We start from the raw sequence: 18,917 nt of genomic DNA, 5'->3' as shown, positions 1-18,917 counted from the left end.
CTCGCGCGGACGGACACTGGCGAACGGGCCATGGCATCGGATCGGGGTATCGCCCTTGATTACCATGGCGGGAAACGGCCTCGCTATCATTCCCACTCGATCGTGCCGGGCGGCTTGGACGTATAGTCGTACGTCACCCGGTTGATGCCCTTCACCTCGTTGATGATCCGCGTCGTCACGCGCGGCAGGAAGTCGCCGGGGAAGGCGAAGGCCTCGGCCGTCATGCCGTCGGTAGACGTCACCGCGCGCAAGGCGAGCACGGAATCATAGGTTCGGGCATCGCCCATCACGCCGACGGTACGCACCGGCAGCAGCACCGCGAAGGCCTGCCAGATCGCATCGTAGAGGCCCGCGGCGCGGATTTCCTCCAGATAGATCGCATCGGCCTTGCGCAGGATGTCGCAGCGTTCCTTGGTCACCTCGCCCGGAATGCGGATCGCGAGTCCCGGCCCCGGGAAGGGATGGCGGCCGACGAAAACCTCGGGCAGGCCGAGTTCGCGGCCGAGCAGGCGGACCTCATCCTTGAACAATTCGCGCAGCGGCTCGACCAGCGCCATGTCCATCCGCTCGGGCAGGCCGCCGACATTGTGGTGGCTCTTGATCGTGACCGACGGGCCGCCGGTGAAGCTGACGCTTTCGATCACGTCCGGATAGAGCGTGCCCTGCGCCAGGAACTTGGCGCCGCCGATCGTCTTGGCCTCCGCCTCGAACACATCGATGAAGGTCTTGCCGATGAACTTGCGCTTGGCTTCGGGATCGGTGACGCCGGCGAGCCCAGCCAGGAACGTATCCTCGACGTTCACATGCACCAGCGGGATGTTGTAGGCGCCGCGGAACAGGCTCACCACCTGATCCGCCTCGCCGGCGCGCAACAAGCCGTGGTCGACGAAGACGCAGGTGAGCTGTTCGCCGATCGCTTCGTGGATCAGCACTGCGGCCACCGCCGAATCGACGCCGCCCGAAAGCCCGCAGATCACCTTGCCGTCGCCCACCTGCGCGCGGATCTCCGCGATCTTGGCGTCGCGAAATTCCGCCATCGTCCAGTCGCCGGTCAGCCCGCAGACATGGCGCGCGAAATTGGCGATCAGGCGGCCGCCATCGGGGGTGTGGACCACCTCGGGGTGGAACTGCACGCCGTAGAAGCGCCGCGCCTCGTCCGCCACGATCGCATAGGGCGCGCCCGCCGAAGTCGCGACGGGCGTGAAGCCGGGCGGAATGGCGTCGACCTTGTCGCCATGGCTCATCCACACCTGGTGGCGCTCGCCCTTGGCCCATAGCCCCTCGAACAGCGCGCAATCCTCCGCGATGTCGATGAACGCGCTGCCGAATTCGCCACCGTCGCCCGAGACGATCACGTTGCCGCCAAGCTGCGCCGACATGAGCTGCTGCCCATAGCAGATGCCGAGGATCGGCACGCCCGCTTCGAAGAGACGCTGCGGCGCGCGCGGCGACGTCGCCTCCGTGACGGAGGCAGGGCCGCCCGACAGGATGATGCCCTTGGGCGCCAGGCGATCGAACGCCTCGTCGGCGGACTGGAAGGGCGCGATCTCGCTATAGACGCCCGCCTCGCGGACGCGGCGCGCGATCAGCTGAGTCACCTGGCTGCCGAAATCGACGATGAGGATGGTTTCGCTATGGTCCATCCGCGCCGCATAGCAGACCGGGCCCACAACGAAAGAGGCCGCGCCTCCGGGTGGAAGCGCGGCCTCTGTTCACCACTTGGGGGTTGCGGGTTTACGCGGCCTCGTCATACTGGTCGTCGTCCATTACCGGGCCGGAATCCTGGCCCTTGGCGGACATGTCGCGATCGACGAACTCGATCACCGCCATCGGCGACGCGTCCGATGCGCGAATGCCCGCCTTGATGATGCGCGTATAGCCGCCGTTGCGGCCGGCATAACGCTCGGCCAGCACATCGAACAGCTTCACGAGCTGCGCATCGTCGAGCAGCCGGGCATGGGCCAGACGGCGGTTCGACAGGCCGCCCTTCTTGGCGAGCGTGACGAGCTTCTCGATATACGGGCGAAGCTCCTTCGCCTTGGCGACGGTCGTCGTGATCTGCTCGTGCTTGATGAGCGCGGCGCTCATGTTGCGGAAGAGCGCGATGCGGTGGGCCGAGGTCCGCTGAAGCTTACGGCCGCCTACGCGGTGACGCATGGTCTGTCCTTCGTTCGTCAGGGGGCCGTCTCACGGAACCCCAAGCCGGGTGGCGACGCGGGCCACCCCATCTTATCGTCATCCCGGCCGGAACCGGGACCCATCTCGTGCGGCCGGACCGTGGCGACGCCGCGGCGTCCATCGGGCTGAACGCCCGCCGGCCGGGGTTTCGCCGTCTCGGAGCCAGCATCGCTGGCTCCGTGCGGCTCAGCCCATGATTTCCTGTTCCAGCTTCTTGGCCATTTCCTCGATGTTCTCGGGCGGCCAGCCGGGGATTTCCATCCCCAGCCGAAGCCCCATCGACGACAGCACTTCCTTGATCTCGTTCAGCGACTTGCGACCGAAATTGGGCGTGCGCAGCATCTCGGCCTCGGTCTTGCCGACCAGATCGCCGATATAGATGATGTTGTCGTTCTTGAGGCAATTCGCCGATCGCACCGACAGTTCGAGCTCGTCCACCTTCTTGAGAAGGTAGCGGTTGATCTGCTGGGTGTCGCCCGTGACTTCGCCGGTCTGCGCAGGCGCCGCCTGCCCGATCGGTGCCGCGGTGCGTGCGACGCTCGAATCGTCGAAATGCACGAACAGCGCGAGCTGGTCCTGAAGGATACGACCGGCGTAACCGACGGCATCCTCGGGCGTGATCGTGCCGTCGGTCTCGATGCTCAGCGTCAGCTTGTCGTAATCGAGCTCCTGCCCGACGCGCGTGTTCTCGACCTTGTACGACACCTGCCGAACCGGCGAGTAGAGCGCATCAACCGGGATCAGGCCGATCGGCGCATCCGCCGGACGGTTGGCGACCGCAGCGACATAGCCCTTACCGACATCGGCGGTCAGCTCCATGTTGAGCGTCGCACCCTCGTCGAGGTGGCAGAGCACCAGCTTGGGGTTCATCACCTCGATGTCCCCCGACACCGCGATGTCGCCCGCCGTCACCGTAGTGGGACCGGTGGCCGAAAGCTGGAGGCGCTTGGGCCCCTCGCCCTGCATGCGCAGCGCGATCTGCTTCACGTTCAGGACGATATCCGTCACGTCCTCGCGGACGCCGGCCAGCGACGAGAATTCGTGCAGCACGTTCTCGATGCGGATCGAAGTGACGGCGGCACCCTGAAGCGACGACAGCAATACGCGGCGAAGCGCATTGCCGAGCGTCAGGCCGAAGCCACGCTCGAGCGGCTCCGCGACGAACGTCGCCTTGCGCTTCGCGTCGCCGCCGGACTTGCGTTCCAGGCCGCTCGGCTTCTTCAGTTCCTGCCAGTTCTTTGCGTTGACAGACACATGCTTCCCCTAGGTTGGGGGCCGACGCGACGCGCCGACCACGAAGGAACGGCCCGCGACGACTCGATGGCGCGCGGGCGAAAAATCAGACGCGACGGCGCTTGGAGGGGCGAACGCCGTTGTGCGGGATCGACGTGACGTCGCGGATCGAAGTGATCTGGAAGCCGACCGCCTGAAGCGCGCGGAGCGCCGATTCGCGGCCCGAACCGGGGCCCTTCACTTCGACTTCGAGCGTGCGGACGCCGTGCTCGGCAGCCTTCTTGCCCGCGTCCTCGGCTGCGACCTGCGCCGCATAGGGGGTCGACTTGCGCGAACCCTTGAAGCCCATGGCACCCGCCGACGACCAGGAAATCGCGTTCCCCTGCGCATCGGTGATGGTGATCATGGTGTTGTTGAAGCTGGCGTTGACGTGGGCGACGCCCGACGTGATATTCTTGCGTTCGCGCCGACGAATGCGCTGCGGTGCTTGTGCCATTGATCTGAGATCCTGAACTTGGGTCGTGGTACGGAAACCGGGAGGCGATCAACCTCGAACCTGTCTCCGACGGAGAAGAAGTAGAAATCGTCCCCAGGACGATTTCGTTACTTCTTCTTCCCCGCGATCGGCTTCGCCTTGCCCTTGCGGGTGCGTGCGTTGGTGTGCGTACGCTGGCCGCGAACCGGCAGGCCACGACGATGGCGCAAGCCACGATAGCAAGCGAGATCCATCAGGCGCTTGATGTTCATCGCGGTCATGCGACGGAGATCACCCTCGACGGTGTGATCGGCGTCGATCGTCTCGCGGATCTGCAGCACTTCCTGATCGGTCAGGTCCTGGACGCGCGCGGTTTCGGCGATGCCCAGCTTGGCGGTGATTTCCTTGGCCTTGGTCGAACCGATGCCGTGGATATAGGTCAGCGCGATCACCACGCGCTTGTTGGTGGGCAGATTGACGCCCGCGATACGTGCCATGGAATTTCTTCTCCTGCTCCACGGGGTACGGCATGGCTGCCACGTTCCCCATCTCGACGCGTTGACCCGACACCAAGGCTTCACAAACGCACGAAGCGCGACGAACGCAAACGAGCGCCGCCGGAAACCGGAGTATCGGAGGGATGTGCAGTTAGGGTCGCGCAAACGCCGTGTCAAGCGACGGGTTCCACAAGCGAACCGTCATTCCGGCAAGACGATCCGCGCGACCAGTCCCGGCCGATTGTCCGCCAGTTCGAAGCCACCGCCATGCAATCGCGCGACGGCTTCGATCAACGCCATGCCCAGGCCCGCGCCCGGAGTCGACCGCGCGCTGTCGAGCCGGACGAAGCGCTTCAACGCGCGCGCACGATCCGCCGCGGCGATGCCGGGCCCGCGATCCTCGACCTGGATCGCGATGCCCCGCGCGATCCGTACGATGCGGAGCGTCACCTGCCCGCCCGCGGACGCGTGCTTCAGCGCGTTGTCGACCAGGTTCGTGATCGCCTGGCTCAGCAACTCCCGATGAAGCGGCAGCGGCGCGGGGCGATCGTCGATCGCGGTCACGAAATCGAACCCCGCCTCTTCGGCCACCGGCTCGTAGAGTTCGGCGATCTCCTCCACCAGATCGGCAGGCGCGACCATCGTGAAGCGGTTGCGCGACGCCGACTCGGACCGGCTGATCTCGATCACCATCGTCAGCATTCGCATGACGAGGTCGGTCTCGACCAGCAGTCCGCCGAGCGCCGCCTCGCGCAAGGCCGGATCGGAAATCAGCACCGCCTGTTCGGTCTTGGTGCGCAACCGCGCGAGCGGCGATCGCAGATCGTGCGCCAGGCTGTCGGTCACCACGCGCAATTCGGCCATCACGCCTTCCAGCTTGCCCAGCATCGCGTTCAACCGCACCGACAGTCGATCGAAGGCGTCGCCCCGGCCGCCGACGGTCGCCACGCGGCGCGACAGATCGCCCTCGCGCACCGCCTCCACCACTGCGGCGATCCGGTCGAGCCGCCCCGCCACGTAACGCGCCATCACGAGCCCCGCGATCACCCCGAAGGCCAGCGACAACAGCACCGCCAGCGCCAGCGCCCGCTCGATCGCCTGCTGCTCCGCCGCCACCAGATCGAGGCTGCGCCCGGTCAGCAGCCAGCGTTCGCCGATCGGATAAAGCGTATAGCCTACATCGGTCGTCCGCGGCGTGCCGTCGATATCGGCCACGCGGAACGCGGTCGGCACCCAGGGCACACTGATAACGTCTGGAGCGAAGCCGGCGACGCGGCGGCCGTCCCGATCGATTACCGCCAGCAGCAGCGTGTGGTCGCCCGGCGCGCGCGCCTTCTTGATCGCGTTGGTGACGGCCGCGAGGCCGCCCGCCGCGAACACCGCGCGCATCGCATCGGATTGCTCGGTCGTCTCGCGGCGGACCGTGTCGATCGCCACGTCATGCGTCTGGCGCCAGACGAATCCCATGACCACCAGATTCGACAGCAAGGCGAGCGCGAACCCGAGCAGCGCGATCCGCGCCGTGACCGACAGGCCAATCACCCCTCAGGCGAGAGCCGGTAACCCGCGCCGCGCACCGTGTGCAGGATCGGCGTGGGAAAGCCCTCTTCCAGCTTGCGCCGCAACCGACCAATATGCACGTCGACCACGTTAGAGCCCGGATCGAAGTGATAGTTCCAGATTTTTTCGAGCATCATCGTCCGCGTGACGACCTGGCCCGCATGGCGTGCGAGAAATTCGAGCAGGTTGAATTCGCGTGCGCCCAGCGGAATGGTGCGGCCGGCGCGAACGACGCTGCGCGCGAGCAGGTCGATCTCCAGATCCCCCACGGACAGCCGCGTTTTCTGCGGCTCGGCGGCGGAGCGATCGGAGCGGCGCACCAGCGCCTCGATCCGGGCCGACAGTTCGGCAAAGGAGAAGGGCTTGCAGAGATAATCATCGGCGCCCGCCTTCAACCCGTCGACCCGATCGTCGACGCTGGCGAGCGCGGACAGGATCAAGGTCGGCGTCGGAATGCCCGCCGCGCGTATCGCGCTGACCATCGAGAGCCCGTCTAAGCCTGGCAGCATGCGGTCGGCGATCACGAGATCGAAGATGCCCTCGCTCGCGAGGAACAGGCCGTCGCGCCCATCACGACAGCTCTCGACCGAATAACCCGCCTCGCTGAGCCCCTTGGTCAGATAGGCCGAGGTCGACACATCGTCCTCGACGATCAGGATCTTGCGGGTCACCTTGGCCTTCCCTCCATGCGTTCGTCGGCATCAGACACGAAAAGGCCGGCGGAAAGCAACCTTTCCGCCGGCCCCAACGGCACCCCCGGGAGTGTCGGGCACCGAACTCGTGGATCGTCGAAACGGGCTTCTCGCACAGCGTGCCTGCGCGCGCCGATCGCCCGTATCAAGGTCGCTTGCGCGCTATGTCATGAGTTTCCGTCGGCTCCAGTGAACCGGAGATGACATCATCGTCATTTTACAATTCGGACGATCCGCCCGGATTGAAGAGGCATTCCAGCGGCCTATGCGCCCAGGATCGACTCGATTGCCGCCGTGACATGCGCGATATCGGCCATGCCGTCGACGCGGTGGACAAGGCCGCGTGTCTCGTAGATCGGCAGGATCGGCTGGGTCTTCGCGCGATATTCGGCCATGCGCGTGCGCACCGTTTGAGCATTATCATCGGGCCGGCGCTTGAATTCAGTGGAGGCGCACACGTCGCACACGCCGGCGACGGCGGGCTGTTTGAAGACGTCGTGATAGCCTTCGCCGCAATGCGCACAGGTGTAGCGGCCGACGATCCGCTCGATCAGCGCCGCTTCGTCCACCTCCAGCTCGATGACGTGATCGAGCGTCCGGCCGCGATCCGCCAGCAGGCCATCGAGCGCGTCGGCCTGGGCGGCGGTGCGCGGATAGCCGTCGAAGATCACGCCGGTGCCGACGTCTTCCTGATCGAGCCGTTCGCCGATGATCCCGGAAACGATTGCGTCGGAGACGAGTTCGCCCGCCTCCATCACTGCCTTGGCCTGCAAGCCCACCGGCGTGCCTGCCTTGACCGCCGCGCGCAACATGTCGCCCGTGGAGAGCTGGACCATGCCGCGTTCGGCGACGAGCCGGCTCGCCTGCGTGCCCTTGCCCGCCCCCGGCGGCCCCAGAAGTATGATATTCACGCGCACGCTCTCCCTCGTCCGTGCCGGACCATCAGCGCAGACGACCGCCCTTGAGCTTCGCCTTCTTGATGAGGTCGCCATATTGATGGGCGAGCAGGTGGCTCTGTATCTGGGTCACCGTATCCATCGTCACGTTCACCACGATCAGCAGGCTGGTGCCGCCGAGATAGAACGGGATCTGCAACGCCGACACCAGATATTCGGGCAGCAGGCAGATGATGAGCAGATAGCCCGCGCCGATCACCGTGATCCGCGTCAGCACGTAATCGAAATAATTCTCCGTGTTCTTGCCCGGACGGATGCCGGGGATGAACCCGCCATAGCGCTTCAGATTGTCCGCGGTTTCCTCGGGATTGAACACCACGGCGGTGTAGAAGAACGAGAAGAACACGATGCCCGCGCCGTACAGCAGCATATAGAGCGGCGCGCCGTGCTGGAGATACTGGTTCAGCGTGATGATGATATCACCCCAGCGGCTCGTGCCCGCGACCCGGCTGCCCGCGAACTGCGAGATGGTGAGCGGCATCAGCAGCAGCGACGAGGCGAAGATTGGCGGGATCACGCCCGCGGTGTTGATCTTCAGCGGCAAATGGCTGCGATCGGCCTGCATGCCGCGCTGCGTCTGGCGCTTGGGATATTGGATCAGGATGCGACGCTGCGCGCGCTCCATGAAGCAGATGAAGAGGACGAGTAGCACCACAGCGACGATGATGCCGATCAGCCGGACGGGATCGACCGAGCCCGAGCGCCCGCCCTCCAGCAGGTTGAACAATGTCGTAGGCAGGTTTGCGACGATGCCCGCCATGATGATGAGCGACACGCCGTTGCCGATCCCGCGGCTGGTGATCTGCTCGCCCAGCCACATCAGGAACATCGTGCCGCCGATCAAGCTGACAACGGCGGCGACGCGGAACAGCAGGCCGGGATCGACTACCGCCTGGATGCCCTGGTTCGCCCCCAGCGTCTCGAGGCCGACGGCGATGAAATAGCCCTGGATCGCGGTCAGCAGCACGGTGCCATAACGCGTATATTGGTTGAGCTTCTTGCGCCCCGATTCCCCCTCCTTCTTGATCGCGGCGAGCTGCGGCGACAGCGAGGTCGCGAGCTGCACCACGATCGAAGCGGTGATATAGGGCATCACGCCGAGCGCGATCAGGCTCATCCGCTTCAGCGAACCGCCCGAGAAGGTGTTGAAGAAATCGAGGACGCCGCCGTTCGTCTTCTGGCTCAGCAGGCCGAGCGCGGTCGGATCGACACCCGGAAGCGGCACATAGCTCAGCATGCGGAACACGATGAGCGCACCGATGGTAAACCACAGCCGCTTCTTGAGGTCGGTTGCCTTCGCGAACTTCGAAAGGCTGACGCTTTGCGCCATCTGGTCGGCTGCGGATGCCATGCGTGTCGGTGTCCTGGAAACAAAAACGGCGGGATGCGTTTCAACCGCCCCCGCCGCTCATATAGTCATGCCGTCGGGCTTGTCTAATGCCGCTGCTCGCCGGCCCGCAAAAGCGGGCCGAACCGGTCAGGCCTTGAACGAGGCCTTGTGCGCGGCGCGCTCCTTGTACTTCACGCCCTTCTTGGCGGCGGCCTTCTCGGCGGCGGGCACGACATGGATCACGTCGACCGAACCACCGGCTTTTTCGACCGCCTCGATTGCGCCCTTCGACGCACCGGCGACGGTGAAGCTGAACTTGGCGGTCAGCTCGCCCTTGCCGAGCAGGCGCACGCCGTCCTTGCCGCCGCGTGCCAGGCCAGCGGCCTTCAGCGCGTCGTGATCGAGCGTGGCGCCGGCCTCGAGCTTGCCCGAATCGACTGCCTTCTGGATCGCGCCCAGATTCACCTCGGCATAATCCTTGGCGAAGATGTTGTTGAAGCCACGCTTGGGCAGACGCATGTGGAGCGGCATCTGACCGCCCTCGAAGCCGGCGATGGACACGCCCTCGCGGCTCTTCTGGCCCTTCTGGCCGCGGCCGCCGGTCTTGCCCTTGCCCGAGCCGATGCCGCGCCCGACGCGCATCTTGGACTTGCGGGCACCCTGGTTGTCGCGGAGTTCGTTCAGTTTCATGATCTATGCACTCGCTTTCGCTTGTTACGCGCTGGATAAAAGAAGGGGGCCCATAGCCCCCTTCCCCGTGTTTGTCACCGGGATCGGCGAAGGCTCAGCCCTCGACCGACACCATATGCTGCACCTTGCGGATCATCCCGCGAACCTCGGGGCTGTCTTCCAGCTCCCGCGTCTTGTGCATCTTGTTGAGGCCGAGGCCGATCAGCGTCGCGCGCTGGTCGGCCTTGCGGCGGATGGGGGACCCGGTCTGGGTGATCTTGATCGTCGCCATGTCAGTTACTCCGCGATGGCCGCCGCATCCGCCTCGGCGGTCTGCGAACCACCGCGGCCGAGCAGGTCGGCGATCTTCTTGCCACGACGCAGCGCAACGGCCTTGGGCGAAGTCTGGTCGCCCAGCGCCTCGAACGTCGCACGGATCATGTTGTAGGGGTTCGACGTACCAACCGACTTGGTCACCACGTCAGCCACGCCCAGCGATTCGAACACGGCGCGCATCGGGCCGCCGGCGATGATGCCCGTGCCCTGCGGCGCCGAGCGAAGCGTCACGCGACCCGCGCCGAAATGGCCGTTGCCGTCGTGATGCAGCGTGCGGCCTTCCTTCAGCGGAACGCGAACCATCTTCTTCTTGGCGGCAGCCGTCGCCTTGGAAATGGCCTCGGGCACTTCGCGCGCCTTGCCATGACCGAAGCCGACCCGCCCCTTGCCGTCGCCCACGACGACCAGCGCCGCGAAGCCGAAGCGCTTGCCGCCCTTCACCGTCTTGGAAACACGGTTGATGTGGACGAGCTTCTCGATCAGCTCTTCGCCGCCATCGTCCTGACCGGGGCCACCACGGCCGCGATTGTCACGACCGCCGCGACCACCGTCACGACCGCCACGGTTGCCGCCGGGGCCACCGCCCCGGTTGCCGCCGGGGCCACCACGGCCACCACCGCCCGGACCGCCACGGCCGCGGCCACCGCCGCCCTGACCCTGATAACCGCCACCAGCGGGAGCGCCGGTGTTAGCGCCGGCATCACCGGCGGGAGCCTCGACCGCGGCAGGATTGCCGGGCTGCGACTGGATATCGTTGGTATCGGCCATTCTTAGAACTCCAATCCGGCTTCGCGCGCAGCGTCAGCCAGAGCCTTCACGCGACCGTGGTAGAGAAAGCCACCGCGATCGAACACGACCTGGGTCACGCCCGCCGCCTTGGCCGCCTCGGCGACACGCTTGCCGACCTCGGTCGCGGCTGCGATATTGGCGCCGGTCGTGCCGCGCACGTCCTTCTCCAGCGTCGAAGCCGAGGCCACGGTCGTGCCGGCGACGTCGTCGATCACCTGCGCGTAAATGTGCTTGCCCGAGCGATGCACCGACAGGCGCGGACGCGTACCGGCGCGCGCACGAAGCGCGGTGCGGTTGCGGCGACGCCGCTTGGCGAAAAGAGACAGTCCCTTGGTCATCACTTCTTCTTCCCTTCCTTGCGGAAGATGAACTCGCCGTCGTACTTGATGCCCTTGCCCTTGTAAGGCTCGGGCTTGCGCCAGCGACGGATCTCGGCGGCCAGCTGGCCGACCTTCTGCTTGTCCGAGCCGCTGATCTCGACGGTGGTGTTGTCCGGCGTCTTCACCTCGAGGCCCTCAGGCACGTCGATGTTGACGTCATGGCTGTAGCCGAGCTGCAGCTTCAGGTTGCGGCCCTGCGCGGCGGCACGATAGCCGACGCCGGTGATGAGCAGCTTCTTGGTGAAGCCGTCCGTCACGCCCGTCACCAGGTTCTGCACCAGCGTGCGCTGCATGCCCCAGAAGGCACGTGCCTGCTTGCCGTCGTTGGCGGGCTGCACCGAAATGCCGCCATCCTCGATCGTGTAGGTGATCTCGTCGCGCATCGCGAGCTGAAGCGTGCCCTTGGGGCCCTTCACGCTCAGCGTGCCATTGGCGATGTTCGCGGTGACGCCGGCCGGAACCGGCACCGCCTTCTTACCGATGCGGCTCATCAGAACACCTCCGCGAGGACTTCGCCGCCGACATTCTGCTCACGCGCTTCGGCATCCGAAAGCACGCCGCGGGGCGTCGAGACGATAGTGATGCCCAGGCCGTTCATGATGCGCGGCAGCTCCTGCGAGCCGCTGTACACCCGGCGACCGGGCTTGGAGACGCGCGCGACATGCTTGATCGCGGGCTGACCCTCGAAATATTTCAGCTCGATGCGGATGCCGGCCGCGGGGCCCATCTGCTCTTCGCTGTAACCACGGATATAGCCTTCGCGCTGCAGCACGTCGAGCACGCGGACGCGCAGCTTCGACGCGGGCGTCAGGACGCTGTCCTTCTTCGCGCGCTGGCCGTTGCGGATGCGGGTGAGCAGGTCACCCAGGGGATCGGTCACTGCCATGATGCTTCCTTACCAGCTCGACTTCGTGACGCCGGGGATCAGGCCCTTGTTGGCCAGATCGCGCAGCTGGATACGGCACAGCCGGAACTTGCGGTAATAGGCGCGCGGGCGCCCGGTCAGCTCGCAGCGGTTGCGGATCCGCGTGGGATTCGCGTTGCGCGGCAATTCCGCCATCTTGAGGCGCGCGATCAGGCGCTCGCCCTCGTCGAGCGTGGTGTCCGCCGCCATGGCCTTCAGCTTCGCGTATTTGGGCGCGTACTGCTTGACCATCGCCTTGCGGCGCTCGTTCTTGTTCACCGAACTCAGTTTCGCCATCGACTTAAGTTCTTTCTTTCCTATGGCCGCCACCCCGGCCGGGGGCCGTGGTGGCGGGGATTGTTCAGGCCGCCTTCTTTTCCTCGGCGCCCTCTTCGATCGGGAAGGGGAAGCCGAACAGACGGAGCAGCTCGCGCGCCTCGTCGTCCGTCTTCGCCGTCGTCGTCACGATCACGTCCATGCCGCGGACCTTGTCGATCCGGTCATAGTTGATCTCCGGGAACACGATCTGCTCCTTGAGGCCGCAGGCATAGTTGCCGCGACCGTCGAAGCTCTTGGGGTTCAGCCCGCGGAAATCACGCACGCGGGGCAGTGCGATCGTGATGAAACGGTCGAGAAACTCGTACATCCGCTCGCGGCGAAGGGTGACCTTCACGCCGATCGGCATGCCCTCGCGCAGCTTGAACTGCGCGATCGATTTCTTGGCCTTCGTCACGACTGGCTTCTGCCCGGCGATCAGCTCCATCTCGGACGCCGCCTGGTCGACCTTCTTCTTGTCCTGGGTGGCTTCCCCGACGCCCATGTTCAAGACGATCTTGTCGAGGCGGGGAACCTCCATGACGTTCTTGTAGCCGAACTTCTCGGTCATCGCTTTGGCGATCGAGTCGTCGTACATCGCCTTCATGCGGGGCTTGTAATCAGCCATCGATCTTATCCCCCGTCTTGACGGCGACGCGAACCTTCTTGCCGTCCTGCGTTTCGAAGCGGACGCGCGTCGGCTTGCCGTCGGCGGTCACGTGCGCGACCTTCGAGATGTGAAGCGGCGCTTCCTTGCGGACCAGGCCACCCTCGGGGGCCCCTTGCGTCGGCTTGGTATGGCGAACGGCGATGTTGACGCCCTCGACCACGACCTTGCCGTCCTTGGGCATCGACACGGTCACGTTGCCGGTCTTGCCCTTGTCCTTGCCGGACAGGACGACGACACGGTCGCCCTTCTTGATACGAGCGGCGGCCATTACAGCACCTCCGGCGCGAGCGAGATGATCTTCATGTGCTTCTTGCCGCGCAGTTCGCGCACCACGGGTCCGAAGATACGGGTGCCGATCGGCTCCTCGTTCTTGTTGACCAGGACGGCGGCGTTGCCGTCGAAGCGAATGACCGAGCCATCGGCGCGGCGGATGTCCTTGGCGGTGCGGACGATGACGGCGCGATGCACGTCACCCTTCTTCACCTTGCCGCGGGGCTGCGCTTCCTTGATGCTGACGACAATAATGTCGCCAACGCTTGCCGTCCGGCGCTTGGAACCGCCAAGCACCTTGATGCACTGCACCCGCTTCGCGCCGCTATTGTCAGCGACGTCGAGATTGGATTGCATCTGGATCATCGATCCGTATCCCTTCTCTCATCTGGGGCCGATTTCTGACCGGCACCCGCCTCAAAAAATCACCCCGCCGCGGACGAACCGCAGCGGGGGGAGCGGCCCTTTAGCCACTCCGCGCAATCGACGCAAGAGGGCGGGTGCGAACACCCTGCCCTCCCGATCCGGCTTCAGCCCTCGGCCGAAGCCCGTTCCGGCGTCGCGTGGGTGTTCACCCGCTCGATCACCTTCCACGTCTTCAGCTTGGAGATCGGCGCGGTCTCTTCGATCCGCACCGTCTCGCCCTGCTTGAATTCGTTGCCCTCGTCATGGGCATGATACTTCTTCGAACGGCGGATGATCTTGCCGTAAAGCGCATGGCGAACCTTGCGCTCGACGTTCACAACCACCGTCTTGTCGGTCTTGTCCGAGACGATCACCCCGGTAAGCACGCGCTTCGGCATGTCTCTCGTCCTTACTTGGCAGCGTCAGCGCTGGTGCGCTGAGCCTGCAATGTCTTGATGCGCGCGATGTCGCGGCGGACTTCACGAACGCGACTCGGCTTTTCGAGCTGGTTCGTGGCGGCCTGGAAGCGCAGGTTGAACTGCTCGCGCTTCAGCTGGCCAAGCGACTCCGACAGCTGGTCGTCGCTCTTCGTCTTCATGTCGTCAATACGAGCCATGATGTCACTCGCCTCCCAGATGCGAGGTGTCGCCGAGACGGGCGATCACCTTTACCTTGATCGGCAGCTTCATCGCCGCCCGCTCGAACGCCTCCGCGGCGATCTTGCCCTCGACGCCGTCGAGCTCGAACAGAATCCGGCCCGGCTTCACGCGAGCGGCCCAGAACTCCGGGGAACCCTTGCCCTTGCCCATGCGGACTTCGGCCGGCTTCGACGAGACCGGAACGTCCGGGAAGATCCGGATCCACAAACGCCCCTGGCGCTTGATGTGGCGCGTGATCGCGCGGCGGGCCGCCTCGATCTGACGTGCGGTGATCCGGTCCGGCTCCATCGCCTTCAGCCCGTAGGAGCCGAAGTTCAGGCTGGTGCCGCCCTTGGCGTCGCCGTGAATGCGTCCTTTGAACGCCTTACGGAACTTGGTCTTTTTTGGTTGTAGCATGTCTGTTCCTGCCCCTTAGCGGCGCCAGTTAGCGACGGTCGTCGCGCGGCGGACGCACGCCGGAGGTCTGTGCCTCCATCATGAGCCGGTCCTGCGACATCGGGTCATGGCCGAGGATCTCGCCCTTGAAGACCCAGACCTTGACGCCGCAAACCCCATAGGAGGTGTGCGCGGTGGCTTCGGCATAATCGATGTTCGCACGCAACGTGTGCAGCGGCACCCGGCCCTCGCGATAGCTCTCGGAGCGGGCGATTTCCGCACCGCCGAGACGCCCCCCGCAAGCGACGCGGATGCCCTCGGCACCGAGGCGCAGCGCGGACTGGACCGCACGCTTCATCGCACGGCGGAACGCGATACGGCGCTCCAGCTGATCCGCGATGCCCTGCGCGACGAGCTTGGCATCGACCTCCGGCTTGCGAATCTCGACGATGTTCAGCGACACGGTCGAAGCCGTCATCTTGCCGATCGTCGAGCGCAGCTTCTCGATGTCCGCACCCTTCTTGCCGATGATGACACCGGGGCGCGCGGCGAAGATCGAGATGCGCGCCAGCTTGGCCGGACGCTCGATCACCACCTTGGAGATCGCGGCCTGCGGCAGCGACTTCATGATGAACTGGCGGATCTTCAGATCCTCCAGCAGCAGGCGGCCATAATCGGCGCCCTCGGCGAACCAGCGGCTGTCCCAGGTGCGGTTGATCTGCAGCCGAAGCCCGATCGGATTGCTCTTCTGACCCATTACGCTTCCTCTTCCTGCTCGCGCACGACGATGCGGACGCGGCTGAACGGCTTCAGGATGCGCGTCGACTTGCCGCGGCCGCGGGTCGCGAAGCGCTTCATGACGATGCCCTTGCCTACCGAGGCCTCGGCGACGACGAGCGCGTCGACGTCGAGATTGTGGTTGTTCTCCGCGTTGGCGATCGCCGAGGCGAGCACCTTGCGCACGTCAACGGCCATGGCCTTGGTCGAGAACTGGAGAATGTTCAGCGCATCGCCGACCGGCTTGTTGCGGATCATTGCCGCGACCAGGTTCAGCTTCTGCGCCGAACCGCGGATCTGCGTGCCCACCGACAAGGCTTCCTTGTCGCCGACCTTGCGCGGGCTTGCTTGCTTGCTCATCAGCGCTTGCCCTTCTTGTCGGCGGCGTGGCCGGGGAAGTAGCGCGTGGGCGCGAACTCGCCGAGCTTCATTCCCACCATGTCCTCGTTGACCGAGACCGGCACGAACTTGCGACCGTTATAGACGTTGAACGTGAGCCCGACGAAGGTCGGCAGGATCGTCGAGCGGCGCGACCAGGTCTTGATCGGCGCGCGCGCGTTGGTGTCCTGCGCGGTTTCTGCCTTCTTGAGCAGGTGGAGGTCCACGAACGGACCCTTCCAGACGGAACGAGCCATTCGTTTAGCCCTTCTTCTTCGCGTGACGCGACCGGATGATCATCTTGTCGGTCGACTTGTTGTGACGGGTGCGCGCACCCTTCGTCGGCTTGCCCCACGGCGTGACCGGATGACGGCCGCCCGAGGTGCGGCCTTCACCACCGCCATGCGGATGGTCGACCGGGTTCTTGGCGACGCCGCGCGTCAGCGGACGGATGCCCATCCAGCGCGAACGTCCCGCCTTGCCGAGGTTCTGGTTCTGGTTGTCGGGGTTCGACACCGCGCCCACCGTCGCCATGCACTCGCTGTGGATGTAGCGCTGCTCGCCCGAGTTGAGGCGGACGATCACCATACCGCGATCGCGGCCCACGACCTGCACATAGGTGCCGGCCGAACGCGCGATCTGGCCGCCCTTCATCGGCTTCATCTCCACATTGTGGACGATGGTGCCGACGGGCATCTGGCCCAGCTCCATGGCGTTGCCCGGCTTCACGTCGGTCTTCTTGCCGGCGATAACCTTGTCGCCGACGGCAAGCCGCTGCGGCGCGATGATATAGGCCTGCTCGCCGTCGGTGTAGCTGACGAGCGCGATGAACGCGGTGCGGTTGGGATCATATTCCAGCCGCTCGACGGTGCCTTCGCTGTCCCACTTGCGACGTTTGAAGTCGATATAGCGGTAGCGCTGCTTGTGGCCGCCCGCGATGCCGCGGCTGGTCACATGGCCCTTGTTGTTGCGGCCACCGGTCTTGCGCTTGCCTTCGGTCAGCGCCTTGACGGGCTTGCCCTTCCACAGCGACGACTTGTCGATGAGGATGAGGCCGCGGCGCGCCGGGCTGGTCGGATTGTAATGCTTGAGTGCCATGACCCTCAGATCCCCGTCGTAACGTCGATGGACTGGCCGTCCTTGAGCGTGACGATCGCCTTCTTCATGTCGGAGCGCGTGTAGTTTGCGCCCTTCCACTTCTTCGTCTTGCCCTTTTGGACGATCGTGTTCACGCCCGTCACGGTGACGTCGAAGAGAGCCTCGACGGCAGCCTTGATCTGCGGCTTGGTCGCGTCGTTGTGGACGCGGAACACGACGGCGTTGTGCTCGCTGAGCAACGTCGCCTTCTCGGTGATGTGCGGCGCGACGATCACGTCATAATGACGGACGTCGATCGCCTTTTGCGGCTTAGCCATGGAAGCGGGCCTCCAGCTTCTCGACCGCGGCGCGCGTCAGCACCAGCGTGTCATGCTTCAGAATGTCGTACACATTGGCACCGGCCGCCGGCATCACGTTGATCGTGTGCAGGTTGCCCGCGGCTAGCGCGAAGCTCGTGTCGACCATGTCGCCGTCGATGACGAGCGCGGTCTTGCCGAAGCCAAGCTGTGCCCAATCCGCCATCAGCGTCTTGGTCTTGTTCTCGGCGACGCCCAGGCTATCCATGACAACCAGCGTGCCGGCCTTCGCATGGCTGCTGAGCGCCATCTTCAGACCAAGCGCACGAACCTTCTTATTCAGCGACGGATTGAAATCGCGGACACGCGCGCCGTGCGCCTTACCACCGCCGATGAAGATCGGGGCGCGGCGATCGCCGTGACGGGCGGTACCGCCACCCTTCTGCCGACCGAAACGCTTGCCGGTCCGTGCGACGTCGGAACGCTCGCGCGTGCCGCGGGCCGTCTCGCGGCGCTTTTCGAGCTGCCAGGTGACGACGCGGTGCAGGATGTCGGCGCGCGGATCGAGGCCGAAGACCTCGTCGTTGAGCTCGATCTCGGTGCCGTTGCCGCCCGAGAAGGACTTGGATTGGATCTTCACGACGATCAGCCCTCCTGGCCGGTGGTGGGGCCGTTGTCGGCCGGGGGGATACTGCCCGGGTCGACCATGCCGGCGCCCGCAGCGTCGGCAGCGGCGACGCCGGCCTCGACCTCTTCGGCGCTCGGCAGCGGCGCGAGCTCATGAACCGCGTCACCTTCGACAGCGGCGATCACATGCTCTTCATTGGCGTGGCGCGGATCGCGAAGGCCGGCGGGGAACGGCGCGTCGGCGTGACGCGCGACCTTCACCGCATCCTTGACGATCAGCCAACCGCCCTTGGAGCCGGGAACCGAGCCCTTGACGAACAACAGGCCGCGCTCGACGTCGGTCGAGACTATCTCGAGATTCTGCTGGGTACGGTTCTTGTCGCCCATATGACCGGCCATCTTCTTGTTCTTGAAGACCTTGCCGGGATCCTGGCGCTGACCGGTCGAACCGAGCGAACGGTGCGATACCGACACGCCGTGCGTCGCGCGCAGACCGCCGAAGCCCCAACGCTTCATGCCACCCTGGAAGCCCTTGCCCTGCGTCCGGCCCTGAATGTCGACGAGCTGGCCGGCGACATAATGCGCCGCCGAAATCTCGGCACCGACCGCGAGCAGGCCGTCCGCGTCGACGCGGAATTCGGCCATGATCGCCTTGGGCTCGACTTCGGCCTTGCCGAAATGGCCGCGCTGCGGCTTGGAAAGGTTCTTAGCTTTGGCGCTGCCTGCGCCAAGCTGAACGGCGGTATAGCCGTCACGATCTTCTTCGCGAACGGAGACGACCTGCACGCCATCGAGTTGCAGAACGGTGACCGGCACGTGCCGACCGTCGTCCTGGAACAGGCGGGTCATCCCCATCTTCTTCGCGATCACGCCGGTGCGCATGATCCACACTCCTCACAGAGGCACATCGCGGGATTGCGACATGCGTGCCGGGCGCCACCGGACCGATCCGATGATGCCCGTCCAGCCCGGAAATGCGAAGCGTGCCCCCGTCCCGGGCTGGTTGCCTCCAAGTTCCCGGACACCGGGAAGTTCAGAAACATGACGG

General features: G+C 65.3%; 29 protein-coding genes. All 29 read right to left on the bottom strand.

All coding sequences use genetic code 11. The features are described 5' to 3' along the window. Positions 1-86: 86 nt before the first annotated feature. On the bottom strand, positions 87-1,643 hold the full coding sequence (gene guaA / locus OXQ95_RS13230) for a glutamine-hydrolyzing GMP synthase (RefSeq protein ID WP_267381931.1): 1,557 nt from the start codon (positions 1,641-1,643) through the stop codon (positions 87-89). A gap of 91 nt (positions 1,644-1,734) precedes the next feature. Further along, positions 1,735-2,157, bottom strand: a complete 423-nt coding sequence (rplQ, locus tag OXQ95_RS13225; protein ID WP_242098266.1) for a 50S ribosomal protein L17 — start codon at positions 2,155-2,157, stop codon at positions 1,735-1,737. Positions 2,158-2,364: 207 nt separating this feature from the next. Next, positions 2,365-3,432, bottom strand: a complete 1,068-nt coding sequence (locus OXQ95_RS13220; protein WP_242098267.1) for a DNA-directed RNA polymerase subunit alpha — start codon at positions 3,430-3,432, stop codon at positions 2,365-2,367. A gap of 85 nt (positions 3,433-3,517) precedes the next feature. Beyond that, the gene (rpsK, locus tag OXQ95_RS13215) at positions 3,518-3,907 is read right to left on the bottom strand and encodes a 30S ribosomal protein S11 (protein ID WP_242098268.1); all 390 of its coding nucleotides are present in this window, start codon (positions 3,905-3,907) and stop codon (positions 3,518-3,520) included. Between the two features lie 107 nt (positions 3,908-4,014). Further along, complete coding sequence (gene rpsM / locus OXQ95_RS13210) at positions 4,015-4,383, bottom strand: 30S ribosomal protein S13 (RefSeq protein WP_242098269.1); 369 nt, start codon at positions 4,381-4,383, stop codon at positions 4,015-4,017. 201 nt (positions 4,384-4,584) lie between these two features. Beyond that, positions 4,585-5,925: a HAMP domain-containing sensor histidine kinase gene (locus OXQ95_RS13205; RefSeq protein WP_242098270.1), complete on the bottom strand. Its 1,341-nt coding sequence runs from the start codon at positions 5,923-5,925 to the stop codon at positions 4,585-4,587. Then, positions 5,922-6,614 (bottom strand): response regulator transcription factor, encoded by a 693-nt coding sequence (locus OXQ95_RS13200; RefSeq protein WP_242098271.1) that lies wholly within the window; start codon positions 6,612-6,614, stop codon positions 5,922-5,924. The genes OXQ95_RS13205 and OXQ95_RS13200 overlap by 4 nt, the downstream gene beginning before the upstream one ends. Positions 6,615-6,898: 284 nt before the next feature. Further along, complete coding sequence (locus OXQ95_RS13195) at positions 6,899-7,546, bottom strand: adenylate kinase (protein WP_267381930.1); 648 nt, start codon at positions 7,544-7,546, stop codon at positions 6,899-6,901. Positions 7,547-7,577: 31 nt separating this feature from the next. Next, positions 7,578-8,942, bottom strand: a complete 1,365-nt coding sequence (gene secY / locus OXQ95_RS13190) for a preprotein translocase subunit SecY (RefSeq protein WP_242098273.1) — start codon at positions 8,940-8,942, stop codon at positions 7,578-7,580. A 126-nt stretch (positions 8,943-9,068) separates the two neighbouring features. Beyond that, positions 9,069-9,611 (bottom strand): 50S ribosomal protein L15, encoded by a 543-nt coding sequence (gene rplO, locus OXQ95_RS13185; protein WP_242098274.1) that lies wholly within the window; start codon positions 9,609-9,611, stop codon positions 9,069-9,071. A 94-nt stretch (positions 9,612-9,705) separates the two neighbouring features. Beyond that, positions 9,706-9,882, bottom strand: a complete 177-nt coding sequence (rpmD, locus tag OXQ95_RS13180) for a 50S ribosomal protein L30 (RefSeq protein WP_242098275.1) — start codon at positions 9,880-9,882, stop codon at positions 9,706-9,708. Between the two features lie 5 nt (positions 9,883-9,887). After that, positions 9,888-10,694 (bottom strand): 30S ribosomal protein S5, encoded by an 807-nt coding sequence (rpsE, locus tag OXQ95_RS13175; protein WP_267381929.1) that lies wholly within the window; start codon positions 10,692-10,694, stop codon positions 9,888-9,890. A gap of 2 nt (positions 10,695-10,696) precedes the next feature. Then, positions 10,697-11,053, bottom strand: a complete 357-nt coding sequence (rplR, locus tag OXQ95_RS13170) for a 50S ribosomal protein L18 (RefSeq protein ID WP_242098277.1) — start codon at positions 11,051-11,053, stop codon at positions 10,697-10,699. Continuing rightward, a complete protein-coding gene (rplF, locus tag OXQ95_RS13165) occupies positions 11,053-11,586 on the bottom strand; it encodes a 50S ribosomal protein L6 (RefSeq protein ID WP_242098278.1) in 534 nt (177 codons plus the stop codon). Before rplF ends, rplR begins: the two co-directional genes overlap by 1 nt. Next, positions 11,586-11,981: a 30S ribosomal protein S8 gene (rpsH, locus tag OXQ95_RS13160; protein WP_242098279.1), complete on the bottom strand. Its 396-nt coding sequence runs from the start codon at positions 11,979-11,981 to the stop codon at positions 11,586-11,588. Before rpsH ends, rplF begins: the two co-directional genes overlap by 1 nt. A gap of 9 nt (positions 11,982-11,990) precedes the next feature. Continuing rightward, the gene (rpsN, locus tag OXQ95_RS13155; RefSeq protein WP_242098280.1) at positions 11,991-12,296 is read right to left on the bottom strand and encodes a 30S ribosomal protein S14; all 306 of its coding nucleotides are present in this window, start codon (positions 12,294-12,296) and stop codon (positions 11,991-11,993) included. Positions 12,297-12,360: 64 nt separating this feature from the next. Further along, the gene (gene rplE / locus OXQ95_RS13150) at positions 12,361-12,942 is read right to left on the bottom strand and encodes a 50S ribosomal protein L5 (RefSeq protein WP_242098281.1); all 582 of its coding nucleotides are present in this window, start codon (positions 12,940-12,942) and stop codon (positions 12,361-12,363) included. After that, the gene (rplX, locus tag OXQ95_RS13145; RefSeq protein WP_242098282.1) at positions 12,935-13,252 is read right to left on the bottom strand and encodes a 50S ribosomal protein L24; all 318 of its coding nucleotides are present in this window, start codon (positions 13,250-13,252) and stop codon (positions 12,935-12,937) included. The genes rplE and rplX overlap by 8 nt, the downstream gene beginning before the upstream one ends. Continuing rightward, the gene (gene rplN / locus OXQ95_RS13140) at positions 13,252-13,620 is read right to left on the bottom strand and encodes a 50S ribosomal protein L14 (protein WP_242098283.1); all 369 of its coding nucleotides are present in this window, start codon (positions 13,618-13,620) and stop codon (positions 13,252-13,254) included. The genes rplX and rplN overlap by 1 nt, the downstream gene beginning before the upstream one ends. Before the next feature lie 164 nt (positions 13,621-13,784). Beyond that, a complete protein-coding gene (gene rpsQ, locus OXQ95_RS13135) occupies positions 13,785-14,057 on the bottom strand; it encodes a 30S ribosomal protein S17 (protein WP_242098284.1) in 273 nt (90 codons plus the stop codon). Between the two features lie 11 nt (positions 14,058-14,068). Continuing rightward, positions 14,069-14,275: a 50S ribosomal protein L29 gene (rpmC, locus tag OXQ95_RS13130; protein WP_276589085.1), complete on the bottom strand. Its 207-nt coding sequence runs from the start codon at positions 14,273-14,275 to the stop codon at positions 14,069-14,071. Between the two features lie 4 nt (positions 14,276-14,279). Next, a complete protein-coding gene (rplP, locus tag OXQ95_RS13125; RefSeq protein ID WP_242098285.1) occupies positions 14,280-14,714 on the bottom strand; it encodes a 50S ribosomal protein L16 in 435 nt (144 codons plus the stop codon). A 28-nt stretch (positions 14,715-14,742) separates the two neighbouring features. Next, positions 14,743-15,450, bottom strand: a complete 708-nt coding sequence (gene rpsC, locus OXQ95_RS13120; RefSeq protein WP_242098286.1) for a 30S ribosomal protein S3 — start codon at positions 15,448-15,450, stop codon at positions 14,743-14,745. Next, positions 15,450-15,830, bottom strand: coding sequence for a 50S ribosomal protein L22 (gene rplV, locus OXQ95_RS13115; protein WP_242098287.1), 381 nt, complete (start codon positions 15,828-15,830; stop codon positions 15,450-15,452). The genes rpsC and rplV overlap by 1 nt, the downstream gene beginning before the upstream one ends. Then, positions 15,830-16,105, bottom strand: a complete 276-nt coding sequence (rpsS, locus tag OXQ95_RS13110) for a 30S ribosomal protein S19 (RefSeq protein WP_242098288.1) — start codon at positions 16,103-16,105, stop codon at positions 15,830-15,832. Before rpsS ends, rplV begins: the two co-directional genes overlap by 1 nt. A gap of 4 nt (positions 16,106-16,109) precedes the next feature. Beyond that, on the bottom strand, positions 16,110-16,946 hold the full coding sequence (gene rplB, locus OXQ95_RS13105) for a 50S ribosomal protein L2 (protein ID WP_267381928.1): 837 nt from the start codon (positions 16,944-16,946) through the stop codon (positions 16,110-16,112). Between the two features lie 5 nt (positions 16,947-16,951). Beyond that, on the bottom strand, positions 16,952-17,263 hold the full coding sequence (locus OXQ95_RS13100; protein ID WP_242098290.1) for a 50S ribosomal protein L23: 312 nt from the start codon (positions 17,261-17,263) through the stop codon (positions 16,952-16,954). After that, complete coding sequence (rplD, locus tag OXQ95_RS13095; protein ID WP_267381927.1) at positions 17,256-17,882, bottom strand: 50S ribosomal protein L4; 627 nt, start codon at positions 17,880-17,882, stop codon at positions 17,256-17,258. Before rplD ends, OXQ95_RS13100 begins: the two co-directional genes overlap by 8 nt. Before the next feature lie 5 nt (positions 17,883-17,887). Next, positions 17,888-18,751 (bottom strand): 50S ribosomal protein L3, encoded by an 864-nt coding sequence (rplC, locus tag OXQ95_RS13090; protein WP_242098292.1) that lies wholly within the window; start codon positions 18,749-18,751, stop codon positions 17,888-17,890. Positions 18,752-18,917: the final 166 nt, after the last annotated feature.

This window comes from Sphingomonas sp. GC_Shp_6, from assembly GCF_026540835.1.
Taxonomy (GTDB): domain Bacteria; phylum Pseudomonadota; class Alphaproteobacteria; order Sphingomonadales; family Sphingomonadaceae; genus Sphingomonas.
This window is presented reverse-complemented; position numbering and strand designations above follow the sequence as displayed.

Coding starts and splice junctions, on each gene's coding strand:
- rpsK (WP_242098268.1), bottom strand. CDS start 3,907: ATGGCACAAGCACCGCAGCGCATTCGTCGGCGCGAACGCAAGAATATC.
- rplO (WP_242098274.1), bottom strand. CDS start 9,611: ATGAAACTGAACGAACTCCGCGACAACCAGGGTGCCCGCAAGTCCAAG.
- rpsS (WP_242098288.1), bottom strand. CDS start 16,105: ATGGCTCGTTCCGTCTGGAAGGGTCCGTTCGTGGACCTCCACCTGCTC.
- rplP (WP_242098285.1), bottom strand. CDS start 14,714: ATGCTACAACCAAAAAAGACCAAGTTCCGTAAGGCGTTCAAAGGACGC.
- guaA (WP_267381931.1), bottom strand. CDS start 1,643: ATGGACCATAGCGAAACCATCCTCATCGTCGATTTCGGCAGCCAGGTG.
- rplN (WP_242098283.1), bottom strand. CDS start 13,620: ATGATCCAGATGCAATCCAATCTCGACGTCGCTGACAATAGCGGCGCG.
- rpsE (WP_267381929.1), bottom strand. CDS start 10,694: ATGGCCGATACCAACGATATCCAGTCGCAGCCCGGCAATCCTGCCGCG.
- rplV (WP_242098287.1), bottom strand. CDS start 15,830: ATGAGCAAGCAAGCAAGCCCGCGCAAGGTCGGCGACAAGGAAGCCTTG.
- rplQ (WP_242098266.1), bottom strand. CDS start 2,157: ATGCGTCACCGCGTAGGCGGCCGTAAGCTTCAGCGGACCTCGGCCCAC.
- rplB (WP_267381928.1), bottom strand. CDS start 16,946: ATGGCACTCAAGCATTACAATCCGACCAGCCCGGCGCGCCGCGGCCTC.
- rpsQ (WP_242098284.1), bottom strand. CDS start 14,057: ATGCCGAAGCGCGTGCTTACCGGGGTGATCGTCTCGGACAAGACCGAC.
- rpmC (WP_276589085.1), bottom strand. CDS start 14,275: ATGGCTCGTATTGACGACATGAAGACGAAGAGCGACGACCAGCTGTCG.
- rpsM (WP_242098269.1), bottom strand. CDS start 4,383: ATGGCACGTATCGCGGGCGTCAATCTGCCCACCAACAAGCGCGTGGTG.
- rpsC (WP_242098286.1), bottom strand. CDS start 15,450: ATGGGTCAGAAGAGCAATCCGATCGGGCTTCGGCTGCAGATCAACCGC.
- rpmD (WP_242098275.1), bottom strand. CDS start 9,882: ATGGCGACGATCAAGATCACCCAGACCGGGTCCCCCATCCGCCGCAAG.
- rplX (WP_242098282.1), bottom strand. CDS start 13,252: ATGGCCGCCGCTCGTATCAAGAAGGGCGACCGTGTCGTCGTCCTGTCC.
- rpsH (WP_242098279.1), bottom strand. CDS start 11,981: ATGGCAGTGACCGATCCCCTGGGTGACCTGCTCACCCGCATCCGCAAC.
- rplE (WP_242098281.1), bottom strand. CDS start 12,942: ATGGCTGATTACAAGCCCCGCATGAAGGCGATGTACGACGACTCGATC.
- OXQ95_RS13100 (WP_242098290.1), bottom strand. CDS start 17,263: ATGGCTAAGCCGCAAAAGGCGATCGACGTCCGTCATTATGACGTGATC.
- rplF (WP_242098278.1), bottom strand. CDS start 11,586: ATGAGCCGCATCGGTAAGAAGGCGGTGCCGGTTCCGGCCGGCGTCACC.
- secY (WP_242098273.1), bottom strand. CDS start 8,942: ATGGCATCCGCAGCCGACCAGATGGCGCAAAGCGTCAGCCTTTCGAAG.
- rplC (WP_242098292.1), bottom strand. CDS start 18,751: ATGCGCACCGGCGTGATCGCGAAGAAGATGGGGATGACCCGCCTGTTC.
- rplR (WP_242098277.1), bottom strand. CDS start 11,053: ATGACCAAGGGACTGTCTCTTTTCGCCAAGCGGCGTCGCCGCAACCGC.
- rpsN (WP_242098280.1), bottom strand. CDS start 12,296: ATGGCGAAACTGAGTTCGGTGAACAAGAACGAGCGCCGCAAGGCGATG.